This window comes from Pseudomonas sp. R45(2017) (assembly GCF_002112305.1).
GTDB classification, from domain to species: domain Bacteria; phylum Pseudomonadota; class Gammaproteobacteria; order Pseudomonadales; family Pseudomonadaceae; genus Aquipseudomonas; species Aquipseudomonas paraglycinae.
Genome location: NZ_NEHH01000002.1, coordinates 435042 through 450895, shown reverse-complemented (window position 1 = coordinate 450895; position 15854 = coordinate 435042). Strand labels below are relative to the sequence as shown.

The 15854-nt window shown below is 61.6% G+C and carries 13 protein-coding genes; 7 read left to right on the top strand and 6 right to left on the bottom strand.

Annotation, left to right across the window (positions count from 1 at the left end):
• The first annotated feature begins 142 nt into the window (after positions 1-142).
• From CAF74_RS06285 to CAF74_RS06275, 3 genes are all read left to right on the top strand, one after another.
• Entirely contained in the window at positions 143-1057 is a 915-nt protein-coding gene (locus tag CAF74_RS06285; protein ID WP_085745712.1) for a zeta toxin family protein, read from the top strand.
• Between the two features lie 100 nt (positions 1058-1157).
• Complete coding sequence (locus CAF74_RS06280) at positions 1158-3077, top strand: PAS domain-containing sensor histidine kinase (protein ID WP_085745711.1); 1920 nt, start codon at positions 1158-1160, stop codon at positions 3075-3077.
• Between the two features lie 73 nt (positions 3078-3150).
• Positions 3151-3687, top strand: coding sequence for a hypothetical protein (locus tag CAF74_RS06275; RefSeq protein WP_085745710.1), 537 nt, complete (start codon positions 3151-3153; stop codon positions 3685-3687).
• Here CAF74_RS06275 and CAF74_RS06270 read toward each other — a convergent pair.
• From CAF74_RS06270 to CAF74_RS06255, 4 genes are all read right to left on the bottom strand, one after another.
• Entirely contained in the window at positions 3586-5049 is a 1464-nt protein-coding gene (locus CAF74_RS06270) for a sodium:proton antiporter (protein WP_085745709.1), read from the bottom strand. The genes CAF74_RS06275 and CAF74_RS06270 overlap by 102 nt on opposite strands.
• 45 nt (positions 5050-5094) lie before the next feature.
• Positions 5095-5706: a Yip1 family protein gene (locus CAF74_RS06265; protein WP_085745708.1), complete on the bottom strand. Its 612-nt coding sequence runs from the start codon at positions 5704-5706 to the stop codon at positions 5095-5097.
• A gap of 90 nt (positions 5707-5796) precedes the next feature.
• Positions 5797-6654 carry an SDR family oxidoreductase gene (locus tag CAF74_RS06260; RefSeq protein WP_039768357.1) on the bottom strand — a complete coding sequence of 286 codons (858 nt, stop codon included), beginning with the start codon at positions 6652-6654 and terminating at the stop codon, positions 5797-5799.
• 95 nt (positions 6655-6749) lie between these two features.
• On the bottom strand, positions 6750-7898 hold the full coding sequence (locus CAF74_RS06255; RefSeq protein ID WP_085745707.1) for a MalY/PatB family protein: 1149 nt from the start codon (positions 7896-7898) through the stop codon (positions 6750-6752).
• A gap of 218 nt (positions 7899-8116) precedes the next feature.
• Between CAF74_RS06255 and fdnG the strand changes: the two genes are divergently transcribed.
• Genes fdnG through fdhE form a run of 4 tightly spaced genes read left to right on the top strand, consistent with a single transcriptional unit; the run spans position 8117 to position 13712 of the window.
• Positions 8117-11182 carry a formate dehydrogenase-N subunit alpha gene (gene fdnG, locus CAF74_RS06245; protein ID WP_139832891.1) on the top strand — a complete coding sequence of 1022 codons (3066 nt, stop codon included), beginning with the start codon at positions 8117-8119 and terminating at the stop codon, positions 11180-11182.
• A gap of 14 nt (positions 11183-11196) precedes the next feature.
• Positions 11197-12132, top strand: coding sequence for a formate dehydrogenase subunit beta (fdxH, locus tag CAF74_RS06240; protein ID WP_085745705.1), 936 nt, complete (start codon positions 11197-11199; stop codon positions 12130-12132).
• Positions 12129-12782, top strand: coding sequence for a formate dehydrogenase subunit gamma (locus tag CAF74_RS06235; protein ID WP_085745704.1), 654 nt, complete (start codon positions 12129-12131; stop codon positions 12780-12782). Before fdxH ends, CAF74_RS06235 begins: the two co-directional genes overlap by 4 nt.
• A gap of 3 nt (positions 12783-12785) precedes the next feature.
• Positions 12786-13712 carry a formate dehydrogenase accessory protein FdhE gene (fdhE, locus tag CAF74_RS06230; protein WP_085745703.1) on the top strand — a complete coding sequence of 309 codons (927 nt, stop codon included), beginning with the start codon at positions 12786-12788 and terminating at the stop codon, positions 13710-13712.
• Positions 13713-13715: 3 nt separating this feature from the next.
• Here the strand turns inward: fdhE and CAF74_RS06225 are convergent, their stop codons facing one another.
• The gene (locus CAF74_RS06225) at positions 13716-15047 is read right to left on the bottom strand and encodes an ATP-binding protein (protein ID WP_085745702.1); all 1332 of its coding nucleotides are present in this window, start codon (positions 15045-15047) and stop codon (positions 13716-13718) included.
• Positions 15044-15769, bottom strand: a complete 726-nt coding sequence (locus tag CAF74_RS06220; RefSeq protein ID WP_085745701.1) for a response regulator — start codon at positions 15767-15769, stop codon at positions 15044-15046. The genes CAF74_RS06225 and CAF74_RS06220 overlap by 4 nt, the downstream gene beginning before the upstream one ends.
• Between the last annotated feature and the right edge of the window lie 85 nt (positions 15770-15854).

Genomic DNA, 15854 nt, shown 5'->3' with positions numbered 1-15854 from the left:
CATCGTTAACTGTAGGATTAATTCCCATACAAAACAGTGACATACGTTGTAAATATCTTGTCTTTGATGAAGTCCGAAAACCGGTCTTTAGTCAAAGGACCGGCCACCGGTATCCCTCAAGACGAGATAAGGAAATCACTGCATGTCTGTCGCCGCTGCCTACCACTACACCTACACGCCAGAGCAGGTCACTGCCGCTTTCGACACCCTCAGCCCAACGCTGTTTTCCGCAGTAACAGCCGAGACCACACCCCGGATGCTGGTCACTGCCGGCGTGCAAAGTTCGGGCAAAACCTACCTGCTGGAAAAAAGCCTGCTGCCTTCCGGTCGCTATCAAAACCATGTTCGCCTCTACCTTCCCCAGTATCGGGAGAGGCATCCGCAATATGAGGAAATGATCAAAATCGGCGTATTGCATGCCTACGAACACACAGAGACTTTCGTCCGCGATCTGTGCCAGAAGATTTTCGAAAGAGCCTTCAGGGAAAAACTCAACATCATTCTGGAGTGCGCATTCGACACCATTCAATTTGCCGCCTTGCCTGAATACGCCGCCAGCGCCGGCTATCAGCTGGAAGTGCACGTGGTCGCCTGCAACTATCCCTTTGCCTTTATTTCAGGTGTCCAACGTGGGTTCAAAAGCCTCGAAAAGGGCGAGCTTGAGCGTTTCGTCAAACCGTCGGCGCTGAAATCCAGCCTGGGTAATGCTCATGCGGTGCTGTACACACTGGAGTCGGTGGCCAGAAAAATCAGCGGCTCGCAGATTTTCCTGTACGAGCGCGGGCTGGGTGCCTTGCAGGATCGGATCCTGCGCGCGCACAGCACATACACCCTGGACACCCAGCACAAGCTTTCCATTACCTCGACATCCACGCCTTACAGTTACGAGGCCTATGAGCGCATTTTCAGCAAATCGGTCAATGGCGAAAACGAGCGTAATGAAATGGTCAGGGAGTGCCACCTGGCCTTGTCCAAGGCAACGCAATACGCGACGCAGGTACCGGATTTCCTCTTCAATGCGCTTTACGCAAGGATCATCAGATATGTCCAGCGATGAGCTGCTGCCCCTTGCCTGGCCCGGTATGCTTTTGCGGCTTTCCAAACCGCCGGTTTGACGCATACTCCAGTCATTGAAAACCTGCTTTGAGCCAAGCCTGATGAGCGAGAACAAGAAGTCCGCTGCAATCGAAGACATGCGCTTTCGTTTGCTGATCGATGCGGTCGTCGATTATGCGATCTACATGATCGACCCCGAGGGGATCATTACCAGCTGGAACTCCGGCGCCAAGCGCTTCAAGGGATATGAAGAGGCGGAGATCCTCGGCGAACACTTTTCCCGGTTCTACACCGATGAAGACCGTGCCAACGGTTTGCCGCAGCGGGCACTCGACACGGCGATCCGCGAAGGCCGGTTCGAGGGTGAAGGCTGGCGGGTACGCAAGGACGGCACGCATTTCTGGTGCCACGTGGTGATCGATCCGATTTTCAGCCCGGGCGGGCAACTGCTCGGGTTTGCCAAGATCACCCGCGACCTGACCGACCGCAAAATGGCCGAAGAAACCCTCAAGCAGAGCGAACAGCAGTTTCGCCTGCTGGTGCAGGGCGTCACCGACTATGCGATCTACATGCTCAGCCCCGAAGGCCGGGTGACCAACTGGAATCCCGGCGCGCAGCGGATCAAGGGTTACAAGCCGGATGAGGTCATCGGCAAGCATTTCTCGATGTTCTACACCCCGGAAGACCGTGACGCCGGTGAACCCCAGCGCGCCCTGGAAACTGCGGTGCGCGAGGGCCGTTTCGAGAACAAGAGCTGGCGCCTGCGCAAGGACGGCACGCGGTTTCTGGCCCATGTGGTGGTCGATGCGATTCGCGGCGACACCGGCACTTTGCTCGGTTTTGCCAAGATTACCCGCGACGTCACCGAGGCTACCCAGGCGCAACAGGCCCTGGAAAAAACCCGTGAAGCGCTGTTCCAGGCGCAGAAAGTGCAGGCTATCGGCCAACTCAGCGGCGGTATCGCCCACGACTTCAACAATCTGCTGACGGTGATCCTCGGCAACCTGGAAATCGTGCGCAAACGCCTGGGCGATGACCCGAAAGTCAGCCGTCTGCTGGAGAACGCCACCCAGGGCGCCTTGCGCGGCGTGTCGCTGACCCAGCGCATGCTGGCTTTTGCCCGGCGTCAGGAGCTCAAGACCGAACCGATCGAAATCCCGAAACTGGTGCAGGGCATCACCGGGCTGTTGCGCAGTTCACTGGGGCCGGGGATCCGCATCGAAACGCAGTTTCCCGAAGACCTGCAAGCGGTGCTGGCCGACAGCAACCAACTCGAACTGGCGGTGCTCAATCTGGCGACCAATGCCCGTGATGCCATGCCCGAAGGAGGCAACGTCACGATCAGTGCCGAGCCCGAAGTGGTGCTCGAACAGAACGACACAAGCCTGGCAGCTGGGCGCTACGTGTGCCTGAGGGTCACCGATACCGGTGAAGGCATGGACGCCGCCACCCTGGCGTCGGCGAGCGATCCGTTTTTCACCACCAAGGGCTTGGGCAAGGGCACCGGTCTGGGATTGTCGATGGTCCAGGGTTTCATCGAACAACTGGGTGGCCGCTTCATTCTGAAAAGTACAAAGGGGCAGGGCACCACCGCTGAACTGTGGTTGCCGGTGGCCGTCGACGGTGTTGTCGCCAAACCGCTTGGTCCGATGGTGTCCACCGATACGGTGCCGCGCCTCAGCGTGCTGGTGGTGGACGACGACAGTCTGGTGCGCACCAGCACGGTCCTGCTGCTGGAAGACCTCGGCCACCGGGTGGTCAGCGCCGCCTCCGGTGCCCAGGCGCTGGAGCTGTTCGATCAGGGCGAGGTCATCGACCTGATGATCACCGACATGGCCATGCCACAGATGAGCGGCGCGCAACTGGCTCATGCGGTGCGCCTGCTCAAACCGGACCTGCCGATCATCCTCGCCACCGGTTATGCCGAGCGCCTCGAAGGTTTTGCAGCGGGCTTGCCGCGACTGTCGAAACCGTTCAATCAGCTGAATCTGGTGGAGATCATTGCCCAGTCGATAAAGTGAACCGGAGGCACAATCGGGCTGAACTTGTCCGAGACGTGGCGCCTCCAAACGCTTTGTTTCGGAGCGTTCCATCGTGCCACGCATATTGACCCAACCGACCGCCGAAGAGACCCTCAACGAACATAACGCCAAAATGTTCGGTTCACCCAAGGAACGGCTGGATTTCTATCGACGGGAAATCCAGTACGAAACCAGCATCCTGGCCAACCGCACCGATGCCTACCTGGCCGCGCAATCGTTTCTGGTGATTGCCTTCGCCTCCTGCATGGCCAACCTCAACCCCGAGTGGGGCAAGTTGTTCACCCTGGTGGTGCCACCATTCCTGGCCCTGCTCGGTCTGCTCAGTTCGCTCAACGCCTGGCCGGGAATTCGTGCCGCCTACGACATCATCGATCATTGGCATTTCAAGCAGAGTGAATTGCTGCGCAGCGAACCCCTGATGGGTCTGGCTTATGACGAATCGCCGCTGTTCAGCGAAATGGAGTCGAGCCACAAGGGGTATCGCAAGTCACTGCTGTTTTCCATTCGAACGCCGTGGATCTTTGCCACGTTCTGGATGTTGCTGGGCAGTTATGCCTTCTACATTCAGGTGACCAACCCGGGAGGCTGAAGCACCACCGTGCTCTTCGGGTTTGCCCAGTTTTTGACGCCGCTCGTAGCGGGCAAGAATCGGCTGGGTGCTGATGCCGTGCAGCAGAATGCTCAGCGCCACCACCGACAGGGTCAGGTCGGTACACAGCGTGCCCACGCTGTCGCCCAGCCCATGGTTCAGCGCATAGAAGAGGTAGAACAGACTGCCGATGCCACGAATGCCGAACCAGCCGATCAATAACCGTTGGCGCCCAGCCAATAACGATCCCCACGGCATCAAAGCCACGCAGGCAGGGCGAATGACACAGAACAGTACGCCGCCGACCAGCAGCGCCCGCCAGTCCCAGTGACTGACCAGCACCACGCCCAGCAGGGTAACCAGAAACACTTCCATCGCCCGCTCGACCAGACCGCCGAAGGCGAGCATGTCGCCCATCATGATGCCGGCGGCCACCTGGCTGTCTTCCAGCCGCTCGGTATCGCCGTGCACCGCCTGCTGCGGCTCGACATTCTGATGACCGACAACCGGTTGCACCATGTGTTCGGCGGGTGGTTGATGGGCGCCGGTGGATTTGACTTCCTCCTGTCGCAAGCCGAGGCCGGCGGCGAATACCGACAGAAAACCGTAGCCACCGATGGATTCAGCCACCACATAGGCCAGCGCAATCAACGCTAGAGCAAGATAGTCATTCGGGCTCAGAGTGCTGTCATCGTTGCGGATGCGCAGCGAGAGGGTCAGACGACCGATGCCACGGCCCATCCAGTAGCCACAAAGCAACCCGGCCGGAACCGCCCACAAAAGGCTGCGCAGTACCCAGTCGGGCCACTCGGCGGCAAACCCTTCACCGTTCAGCAGCAACAGCCCGAGGATCACGAAGGGGAATGCAACGCCGTCGTTGAGCCCGGCCTCGCCGGACAGGCCGAAGCGCACGCTGTCGACGTCCCGCGCATCGTTGACCTGTACCAGCGCTGCGAGCACCGGGTCGGTCGGAGCCAGAATCGCGCCGATCAACAGCGAAGGGCCCCAATTCAGATCCAGGCCAAAATGCAGCAACAGACAGACGCCGATGATCGTCAGCACCATCACCGGACCCGCCAGACCGAATGCAATCCGCCAACGTTTGTCGCGCAATGGCAAACGCAACTTCAAACCGCAGACGAACAGGGAAAACAGCACCGCGACTTCAGTCAGGTGCTCCATCCACAAAGAGGCTTCGTCCAGCGGCAGTTTCAGCAGATCGAGCCCTGCCGGCCCGATGCCCACACCCAGCAGCAGGCAAACAGCCGAGGTCGTCACCGGCATCCAGCGCAGGTACGACGATGTCAGCGCCAGGGTCAGCAGCACGGCACCGAGCACCGCCACCCAGATGATGAAGCTCATGACGCGCGGCCCGTAAGGTCAGTTCGATGCCGCCCCATAACCGGCCTAACCCGCAGTCGTGCGCAGGTATTCCGGCGTCAGCACGTTAAACCACAGCAGAATCATCGACACCAAAAACGTCACCAGCACCAGCAGCGCGACACCCCAGACGCTGGCCGAATACAGCAAACCCTGTTCCTTGCGCTCGTGCATGAAAGTCGGCAGGCCAACGAACAGCAGAAACGTCGAATAGATCGACGCCGCGCCAAGTACCAGCACCGCCAGCCAGCGGCTGGGATACAGGCCGGCGAGCCCGGCGATGAAAAACGGGGTGACGGTGTATGCCGCGAAACCGATGCACTGGTTGAGCGTCGGCCGCGCATCGAAGGTGCGCGACATCCAGCGGATGAAACCGCCAATGATCGCCACGCCGACCACGATGGTGATATAGAGCAGGACACTCAGCTGCAAGGCGCTGGCACTGCTGAGCCTCACGGTTTCACCCACTGCCAGGCTCCAGCCGACATACGTGGTGCCAATGAACAGGCACACCGCCGGGACGAGGGCGAGCAACAGCAGGTGAGCAAGGTAATGACGCGGGTGGGCCTCTTCTTCGCGGCGGATGTCAGTCCAGGCAAAGTTCGGCTGGGTGAAGAGTTTGATAATAGGCGCAGACATGACGACCTCCTGATCTCTTGCAACCCGAACGGGCCATGAAGGTATGGAGAGGTCGCCTTGTCCAGCGGTTCACTTTTTCTGGCAAGTGGTTCAGAGCATCGGTTTGCCGCCGGTCACGCCATAGCGCTGGCCCGTGATGTAGCTGGCTTCATCAGACGCCAGCAGTACGTAGATCGGCGCGACCTCCACTGGCTGGCCGGGACGCCCCAGTGGTGTTTGCTCGCCAAAATGCTGCACTTCCTCATCGGGCATGGTCGAGACGATCAGCGGCGTCCAGATCGGCCCAGGTGCCACGCAATTCACGCGGATTTCCCTCGGGCCGAGCATTTGCGCCAGACCACCGGTGAAATTGGCGATGGCGCCTTTGGTGGTGGCGTAGGCGAGCAGGGTGGGCTTGGGCATGTCCGAGTTGATCGAACTGGTGTTGATGATGGAGGAGCCAGGTCCCATGTGTTTGATGGCAGCCTGGCACAGACGGAAGATCGCGGTGATGTTGACGTCGAAGGTCATCACCCATTCGTCGTCGGGAATCTCCTCGAAGGTTTCGTGGGTCATCTGGAAAGCCGCGTTGTTGACCAGCACGTCGATGCGGCCGAAGCGCTCGACGGTTTGATCCACCAACGCCTGGCACTGGGCTTTCTGCGCAATGTCACCGGGCAGCAACAGGCACTGGCGACCGGCCTGTTCGACCCAGCGCGCGGTTTCCTTGGCATCTTCATGTTCATTCAAATAGGCGACCGCCACATCGGCACCTTCGCGGGCGAAGGCAATGGCCACCGCACGGCCGATGCCACTGTCGGCACCGGTGATCAGGGCGATCTTGCCGGCCAACCGGCCGGAGCCGGTGTAGCTTTGCTCGCCGCAATCGGGGTAGGGCTCCATCTTGCGCTGGGAGCCGGGAACCGGCTGCGCCTGTTTCGGGAACGGGGGTTTTGGATAGTCGGTCATCGTCAATCTCCGGGTCTCAGGACAGGTAGGCCGGTTGACCCGGCCCGTCTGCGGTGAGTTCGATCGGATTGACGCTCGGGTTTGCCCTGACTTGATTACCGGGACTCGAGGGCTCGCTCCATCCGCGCAATGCCTTCTTCGAGCATCGAACGCGGGCAACCGAAGTTCAGGCGCACGAACTGCTGGCTGTGGTCGCCAAAATCCAGGCCCGGGCTGAGGCCGACCCGGGCGTGGTCCAGGAAGAACTTCTGCGGATCGTCCAGATCCAGCGCCGAGCAATCGAGCCAGGCCAGATACGTGCCTTGCGGCACATTGAGGGTCACGCCGGGCAAACGGCTGCGCACGGCGTCCACCAGCCAGTCACGGTTGGCTTGCAGATACTGCTTCAGCGCCTCTAGCCACGGACCGGCTTCGCTGTAGGCCACGCGGGTGGCTTCCATGCCCAGCGGGTTGACGCTGTCGACCATGCCGCAACGGGCGTGGTTGACGCGTTCGCGCAGGGCGGCGTCCTGGATGATCATGAACGAAGTCTTGAGACCGGCGATGTTGTAGGCCTTGCTCGCCGACATCAAAGTGATGGTGCGGCGGGATATTTCCGGGCTCAGGGACGCAGTCGGAATGTGGACGCGACCGTCGTAGCACAGCTCGGCGTGGATCTCGTCGGAGATGATCCAGGCGTCCTGCGCCACGCAGGTGTCCGCTACCGCTTGCAGTTCTTCACGGCCGAAGACTTTGCCGATCGGGTTGTGAGGGTTGCTCAGCAGCAGGGCGCCGCCACCGGTCAGGGATTCACGCAGTGCGTCCAGCGGGGTGGCGTAGGTGCCGTCGGCCTGGGCGTTGAATTCCAGCTCGACCTTGTTCAGGCCCCAATGGCCAGGTGCATGGCGCAGCGGCGGGTAATTCGGGGTTTGCACCACGACGTTCTGCTGCGGTTGCACCAGAGCCTTGAGCGCCATGTTGAAACCCGACTCCACGCCCGGCAGGAAAATCAGTTCTTGGGTTTTGACCCGCCAGGCGAACTTGTTCCAGAGGTCGGCGACGATGGCCTCACGTAGGTTGTCCTGGGCCACGCTGTAGCCCACCAACGGGTGCAGCAGGCGTTGTTGCAGGGCCTCGATAACCACCGGCGGCGCGGCGAAATCCATGTCAGCGACCCACATCGGCAACACGTCGGCCGGATAGCGGCTCCACTTGGTGCTGCCGGTGTCGTGGCGGTCGAATACCTGATCAAAATCGAAAGTCATGCGCGGTCTCTGAGGCGGAGATGGGTCGTGCCGGCGATGATAAACCCCCATCCCCTGTGGGCGCGAACTTGTGACCGATGAATGGCCGACGGTCGGTTTTCACACAAGCGGCGGGAGCTTTGTCTACAGTGAAAAAGTCGGCACTCGTCTGCCGCAACCGTGATTGTCCAGAACAAACCCGGCACCAGTACCGGGTTCCACCTGATCAGGAGTGCACGATGGATCTCAGCCGTCGTCAGTTCTTCAAGGTCGCCGGTATCGGCCTTGCAGGCTCTAGCCTGGGCGCGTTGGGCATGGCCCCGACGCAGGCCTTCGCCGAGCAGGTGCGCCACTTCAAGCTTGCCCACACCCATGAAACCCGCAACACCTGCCCGTATTGCTCGGTCGGTTGCGGCTTGATCATGTACAGCCAGGGCGACGCGGCGAAGAACGTTGCGCAAAACATCATCCATATCGAGGGCGACGCCGACCATCCGGTCAACCGCGGCACCCTCTGCCCGAAAGGCGCGGGCCTTTTGGACTTCATTCACAGCCCCGGCCGCTTGCAGTACCCGCAGGTGCGCAAGCCCGGCAGCAGCGAATGGACCCGGATCACCTGGGACGAAGCCCTCGACCGCGTCGCCGACCTGATGAAGGCCGACCGCGACGCCAATTTCGTCGAACAGAACGCCCAGGGCCAGACGGTCAATCGCTGGCTGACCACCGGTTTCCTCGCAGCGTCGGCAGCGTCCAACGAAGCGGGCTACATCACCCACAAGGTGGTTCGCAGTCTCGGCATGCTGGGGTTCGATAACCAGGCGCGTGTCTGACACGGCCCGACGGTGGCAAGTCTTGCCCCGACGTACGGCCGTGGAGCCATGACCAACACCTGGACCGATATCGCCAACGCGAATCTGATCCTGGTGATGGGTGGCAACGCAGCAGAAGCCCATCCTTGCGGCTTCAAATGGGTGACCGAAGCCAAGGCGCACAACGCCGCGCGGCTGATTGTGGTCGATCCGAGGTTTACCCGGACCGCGTCCGTAGCCGATTACTACGCGCCAATCCGCACCGGCAGCGACATCGCGTTCATGGGCGGGCTGATCAATTACCTGTTGACCGAGGACAAGATCCAGCACGAATACGTGCGCAACTACACCGACGTGTCGTTTATCGTCAAAGCCGGTTTCGGCTTCGAGGACGGACTGTTCACCGGTTACGACGCGGCCAAACGCAGTTACACCGACAAATCCACCTGGGGTTACGAACTGGGCGAGGACGGCTTCGTCAAAGTCGACCCGAGCCTGCAGGACCCGCGCTGCGTCTATCAACTGATGAAGCAGCATTACAGCCGCTACAACATCGACCTGGCGAGCCAGATCTGCGGCATGCCGGTCGATGCGATGAAAAAGATCTGGGAGGAAATCGCTACTTGCTCGGCACCGGGCAAGACCATGACCATTCTCTACGCGCTGGGCTGGACCCAGCACTCGATCGGCTCGCAGATAATACGCAGCGCAGCGATGGTGCAACTGTTGCTGGGCAACGTCGGCATGCCGGGCGGCGGGGTCAACGCCTTGCGCGGGCACTCGAACATTCAGGGCCTGACAGACCTTGGCCTGCTGTCCAACGCGCTGCCGGGTTACCTGACCCTGCCGACCGACGCCGAGCAGGATTACGCGGCCTACATCCATAAACGCACCCAGGTTCCGTTGCGGCCGGGGCAATTGTCCTACTGGCAGAACTACAGCAAGTTCCACGTCAGCCTGATGAAAGCCTGGTACGGCGCCAATGCCACTGCCGAAAACCAGTGGGCCTACAGCTACTTGCCGAAGCTCGACATCCCCAACTACGACATCCTCAAGGTGTTCGACCTGATGGGGCAGGGCAAGGTCAACGGCTACATGTGCCAGGGCTTCAACCCGATCGCCGCGTTGCCGGACAAGAACCGGGTGATGGCGGCACTGGCCAAACTGAAATGGCTGGTGGTAATGGACCCGCTGGCCACCGAAACCTCGCAGTTCTGGGAAAACGTCGGGCCGTACAACGATGTGAAGAGCGCCGACATCCAGACCGAAGTCATTCGCCTGCCGACCACCTGTTTTGCCGAAGAGGACGGTTCGCTGGTCAACAGCAGCCGCTGGCTGCAATGGCACTGGAAAGGCGCCGATGGCCCCGGCGAGGCGCGCACCGACGTGCACATCATGAGTGCGTTGTTCCTGCGCCTGCGTGAGCGTTATCAGGCCGAGGGCGGCAAATTCGCCGATCCGCTGTTGAAGCTGTCGTGGCCGTACAAGATTGCCGAAGAGCCCTCACCGGAAGAGATCGCCAAAGAGATCAACGGCTACGCCACCACCGATTTCACCGACGCCACCGGCGCGGCGATCAAGGGCAATTCGCAACTGGCCGGGTTCGCCCAGCTCAAGGATGACGGCAGCACCGCGTCCGGCTGCTGGATCTTCTGCGGCAGCTGGACCGAAGCCGGCAACCAGATGGCCCGTCGCGACAACAACGACCCTTACGGCATGCACCAGCATCAGGGCTGGGCATGGGCCTGGCCGGCCAACCGACGGATTCTGTACAACCGCGCTTCGGCGGACGTCACCGGCAAACCCTGGGATCCGAAAAAACGCCTGGTCTGGTGGAACGGCAAGGCCTGGGGCGGCACCGATGTGCCGGACTACAAGGCCGACGTGCCGCCGGAAGCCGGGATGAACCCGTTCATCATGAACCCCGAAGGTGTGGCGCGGTTCTTCGCCGTCGACAAGATGAACGAAGGGCCATTCCCCGAGCACTACGAGCCGTTCGAAACGCCGATCGGCATCAACCCGCTGCATCCGGAAAACAAGAAAGCCACCAGCAACCCGGCGGCGCGGATTTTCGATTCGGTGTGGGACAGCCTCGGCGTGGCCAAGGATTACCCGTATGCAGCGACCAGCTACCGGCTGACCGAGCATTTCCACTTCTGGAGCAAGCACTGCAAGTTGAACGCGATTGCCCAACCCGAGCAGTTCGTGGAAATCGGCGAAGTGCTGGCCAAGGAGAAGGGCATCGCTGCCGGCGATCGGGTGCGCGTGAGCAGCAAACGCGGGTTCATTGAAGCGGTGGCGGTGGTGACCAAAAGGATCCGGCCGTTGCAGGTCAACAACCAGGTGGTGCACCAGATCGGCATTCCGCTGCACTGGGGTTTCACCGGCCTGACGCGCCACGGTTACCTGACCAACACCCTGGTGCCGTTCCTCGGCGATGGCAATACACAGACCCCGGAATCCAAGTCATTCCTGGTCAACGTGGAGAAGCTCTGATGGAGAATCTTTAGATGGCCAGCCAAGACATCATTGCCCGCTCGGCCACCACCACGCCGGCGCCTTCGATACGCGGCCAGGAACAGGTGGCCAAGCTGATCGACACCACCAAATGCATCGGTTGCAAGGCTTGCCAGGTCGCATGCTCGGAATGGAACGAGCTGCGCGACGAGGTCGGCCACAACCACGGCACCTACGACAATCCGCAGGATCTGAGCGCCGATTCATGGACGCTGATGCGCTTCACCGAGCACGAAACCGACGCCGGCAACCTCGAATGGCTGATCCGCAAGGACGGCTGCATGCACTGCGCCGAGCCCGAATGCCTGGCGGCGTGCCCCAGCCCTGGCGCGATCATCAAGCACGCCAACGGCATCGTCGATTTCGACCAGGACCACTGCATCGGCTGCGGTTATTGCATCACCGGTTGCCCGTTCAACATCCCGCGCATTTCGCAGAAGGACCACAAGGCCTACAAATGCACGCTGTGTTCGGATCGGGTGGCGGTGGGGCTGGAACCGGCCTGCGTGAAAACCTGCCCGACCGGGGCCATCGTGTTCGGCACCAAGGACGACATGAAGACCCACGCCGCCGAGCGCATCGTCGACCTGAAAAGCCGTGGCTTCGACAACGCAGGCCTGTACGACCCGGCAGGCGTTGGCGGTACCCACGTCATGTACGTGCTGCACCACGCCGACACCCCGAAAATCTACGCCGGCCTGCCGGACAACCCCGAGATCAGTCCGCTGGTGGGCTTGTGGAAAGGCATCAGCAAACCGCTGGGCCTGCTGGCCATGGGTGCGGCGGTGCTGGCCGGGTTCTTCCATTACGTGCGGATCGGCCCGAACCGGGTCGAAGAAGATGAACATCCCGAACCGCCCGACACCTCGGTGCACGTCGTCGACCCGGCGGTGCACACCTTCGACCCACGCGGGGAGGGCCGGCCATGAGCAACAAGACGATCCTGCGCTACACCGCCAACCAGCGCACCAACCACTGGCTGGTGGCGATTCTGTTCTTCATGGCCGGCCTGTCGGGGCTGGCACTGTTCCATCCGTCGATGTTCTGGCTGACCCACCTGTTCGGCGGCGGCCCATGGACGCGGATCCTGCACCCGTTCATGGGCGTGCTGATGTTCGTGTTCTTCCTCGGCCTGGTGTTTCGCTTCTGGCGTTCCAACTTCTTCATCGACAACGACTGGAAATGGCTGCGGCGCATCGACCGGGTGCTGGTCAACGACGAGGAAAACGTGCCGGCGGTGGGCAAATACAACGCCGGGCAAAAGCTGCTGTTCTGGACTTTACTGCTGTGCATGCTCGGATTGTTGTTCACGGGACTGGTGATCTGGCGCGCGTATTTCAGTCATTACTTCGGCATCACCACGATTCGCTGGGCGATGTTGCTGCACGCTCTGGCGGGGTTTGTGCTGATCCTGAGCATCATCGTTCACATCTACGCCGGGATCTGGATCAAGGGTTCGGTGGACGCAATGATGCACGGCTGGGTCAGCCGCGCCTGGGCCAGGAAACACCATGCACTCTGGTATCGCGAGGTGGACAGCAAGGATCCGCCAGAGCGACCGGTCACGAAAAAGGGCTGACAGTTGCCAACCATCCTCGAACCCGGAGAAATCGAAGCGGCGGCCAGTTCGCCGCCGTTTCTGCACCTGCCGCCGCACAACCTGTTCATGTTGCGGGCCCAGCGTCTTGAGCGTTTGGCCGACGGGCATCCGCTGGCCGAATACCTGCATCTGATTGCTGGTTTGTGCCGTGTCCAGCAGCAAATCCTCGATGATCCGCCCTCTACCGCGCCGCTTGATCAACAGCGGCTGGAGGTCTGCCGGCAACACGGCATGCCGCCGTTCGCCGCCGACACCCTGATTCGCGAGGACACCTGGCAACTGTATCTCGGAGCCTTGCTCCAGCGTTATGTCGCCCCCGAGCAACCGGCCGTGATCGAAGCCGTGACCACGCTGCGCATCGCCAGCCCCGGCCAGTTGCGCGCCTGGGCCGTGGCGCTGGTCAGCGGCCAATATTCGCTGGTGCCGGCGGCGCTGGTGCCGTTCCTCGGAGCGGCGCTGCAAGCGGCGTGGAGTCACTGGCTGCTCAGTGCGCCAAACCTGCAACTGACGCCCGGCGACAGCCTCAGCCAGTGCCCGGCCTGCGGCTCGCCGGCCATGGCCGGGGTGATCCGCCATCGCGGCAAGCACAACGGCCTGCGTTATCTGGTGTGTTCACTGTGCGCCTGTGAATGGCATGTGGTGCGGGTCAAGTGCGTGTATTGCGAGCAGAGCAAAGGGCTTGAATACCTGAGCCTCGAGGATGATCGCCACGCCGCCAATCAGGCGCCGTTGCGCGCCGAGGTCTGTCCGGGCTGCAACAGCTATTTGAAGTTGCTGTATCTGGAGAACGACGGGGAGGGCGAGGCGCTGTCGGCGGACCTGGCCAGTCTGCTGCTCGACATGCGCCTGGCTCAGGACGGTTATCAGCGGCTGGCGCCGAATCTGTTGCTGGCGCCCGGCGACGAATAAGCCTCAGCGATGCGGCAATTCAACCCGTGCGCGCAAGCCGCCACTGCGGCGATTGCGCAGGCTCAACTCGCCACCCTGTTCACGAATGATTCCCCGGGCCGCCGAAAGACCGAGCCCGACCCCGCCAGTGTCGCGGTTGCGCGAGGTTTCGAGACGGAAAAACGGATCGAACACCCGCTCCAGCGCGTCCTCGGGAATCCCCGGCCCTTCGTCAATGACCTCGATGCGGATCGACGTGTCATCGCTGCTCAACGCCACGCTTGGGCGTTGTCCGTATTTCACGGCGTTATCCAGCAGATTGACGATGACCCGTTTGATGCCCAGCGGCCGGCCGTCGTACACCACATGCGCCGGGCCGCTGAAGTCGATGTCGATGTGCTGATCGCGGTAGTCATCGACGATGGTTTGCAGCAACTCCGACAGATCGAACGCGGTGGATTGCTCCAGATGGGTGTCTTCCCGGAAGAACGCCAGGGCGGCGTTGATCATCGATTGCATTTCCTCGATGTCGCGGATCAGCTTGCCCTGATGGTCGAGGTCTTCCATGAACTCGCTGCGCAGGCGCATCCGGGTCAGCGGGGCGCGCAAATCGTGGGAGATCGCGGCGAGCATGTGCGTGCGTTCGCCGATGAAATGCTGGATCTGCGCCTGCATCGTGTTGAAGGCGACGATGGCCTGACGGATTTCATGGGGGCCTTCGAGGTGGATCGGCGGCGCTTTCAGATCCCCGCCAAAACGCCGCGCCGCATGGGCAAAGCGCTGCAACGGCTGGGCCAGTTGCCGCGTGGCGAGCCAGGCGACCAGCAGGGTGGCGACCAGCCCCAGGGCAACGATCACAGCAATCCGCACGTTCAGGCTCAAGCCCCAACTGCGCTCCGGCGGCGTGAACGACAGCCAGCTGTCATCCGCCAGCCGCACCAGCGCCATGTAATGCGCGCGAGGGCTGCCGGCAGGCCAGTCATCGGGGTTGAACACATCGATCTGTCGGTTATCGCCAAGCAATTGCCGCAGCGCCGGCACTTTTCCGGCTTCGACCTGTTCGCCGTCCCCCGGCAGACCGAAGTCGGCTCGACGGGGTTTCCACAACACCTCAAGTATCGGGCTGCTGGCGGCACTGGCCAGTTGCGGGCGCAAGTTTGCCGGCGCGGCCTCGACCACTCGGGTGGTGGCGGCGATCTGCTCCAGCAGCCCGGTGCGCTCGATCGGCGGCCGGGCCCAGATCCCCGCGACCTGAACGAACAGCGCATTGAGCAGCAGCGACGCGAGCATGGCCGCGACGATTGTCAGGGCAATCCGCCGGCTGAGGGTGTCGCGCCGCAGCATCCGGCCGATCATGAGCGGCTGACCTTGGCGGTGAACATGTAGCCGCCGTTGCGCACGGTACGAATCAGGTCCGGGCGTTTGCTGTCCGGTTCGATCTTGCGCCGCAGCCGACTGATCTGCACGTCGATGCTGCGGTCATAGGCGTCGTGGCCCTGGCCGTGGGTCAGGTCGATCAGTTGTTCGCGGGTCAGGATGCGTTGCGGATGTTCGAGCAACACCAGCAACAGGTCGAATTCGCCGGCGGACATCGGAATCATCACGCCTTCGGGCGAGCGCAGTTCGCGGCAGGTGATGTCCAGATGCCAACCGGCGAAGGCCATGACCGGGCGTGAAGGCTCGGCGCCGGACGGCGTGTGCTCACCGACCCGGCGTTGCAGCGCGCGCACCCGGGCCAGCAACTCCTGCGGGGCGAAGGGCTTGGTCAGGTAGTCGTCGGCGCCCAATTCCAGGCCGACGATCCGGTCGCTCAGCTCGGCCATGGCCGTGAGCATGATGATCGGGATGCCCATCTGCGCCCGGACTTTCTGGCACAGGCTCAGGCCACCCTCACCGGGGAGCATCAGGTCGAGGATGATCGTGTCCGGCCGTGCCTGCGCAATGGCCGCCCACATGGCCTCGCCATGGGCGGCGACATCGACCTGATAGCCGTGCTGAACGAAGAACTTCTTCAGCAAGGACAGAATTTCCCCGTCGTCATCGACGATCAGCAATCTGCTCACGTTTGCGCAATCCATGAACCCAAAAGAAGCGCATCTAAAACCATTTCGATGCGCCGGTCATATATTTCAATCCTGCAACATTCCTTCAGCGCGGACATCA

Coding starts and splice junctions, on each gene's coding strand:
- CAF74_RS06285 (WP_085745712.1), top strand. CDS start 143: ATGTCTGTCGCCGCTGCCTACCACTACACCTACACGCCAGAGCAGGTC.
- CAF74_RS06280 (WP_085745711.1), top strand. CDS start 1,158: ATGAGCGAGAACAAGAAGTCCGCTGCAATCGAAGACATGCGCTTTCGT.
- CAF74_RS06270 (WP_085745709.1), bottom strand. CDS start 5,049: ATGAGCTTCATCATCTGGGTGGCGGTGCTCGGTGCCGTGCTGCTGACC.
- CAF74_RS06265 (WP_085745708.1), bottom strand. CDS start 5,706: ATGTCTGCGCCTATTATCAAACTCTTCACCCAGCCGAACTTTGCCTGG.
- CAF74_RS06260 (WP_039768357.1), bottom strand. CDS start 6,654: ATGACCGACTATCCAAAACCCCCGTTCCCGAAACAGGCGCAGCCGGTT.
- CAF74_RS06255 (WP_085745707.1), bottom strand. CDS start 7,898: ATGACTTTCGATTTTGATCAGGTATTCGACCGCCACGACACCGGCAGC.
- fdxH (WP_085745705.1), top strand. CDS start 11,197: ATGGCCAGCCAAGACATCATTGCCCGCTCGGCCACCACCACGCCGGCG.
- CAF74_RS06235 (WP_085745704.1), top strand. CDS start 12,129: ATGAGCAACAAGACGATCCTGCGCTACACCGCCAACCAGCGCACCAAC.
- CAF74_RS06225 (WP_085745702.1), bottom strand. CDS start 15,047: ATGATCGGCCGGATGCTGCGGCGCGACACCCTCAGCCGGCGGATTGCC.
- CAF74_RS06220 (WP_085745701.1), bottom strand. CDS start 15,769: ATGGATTGCGCAAACGTGAGCAGATTGCTGATCGTCGATGACGACGGG.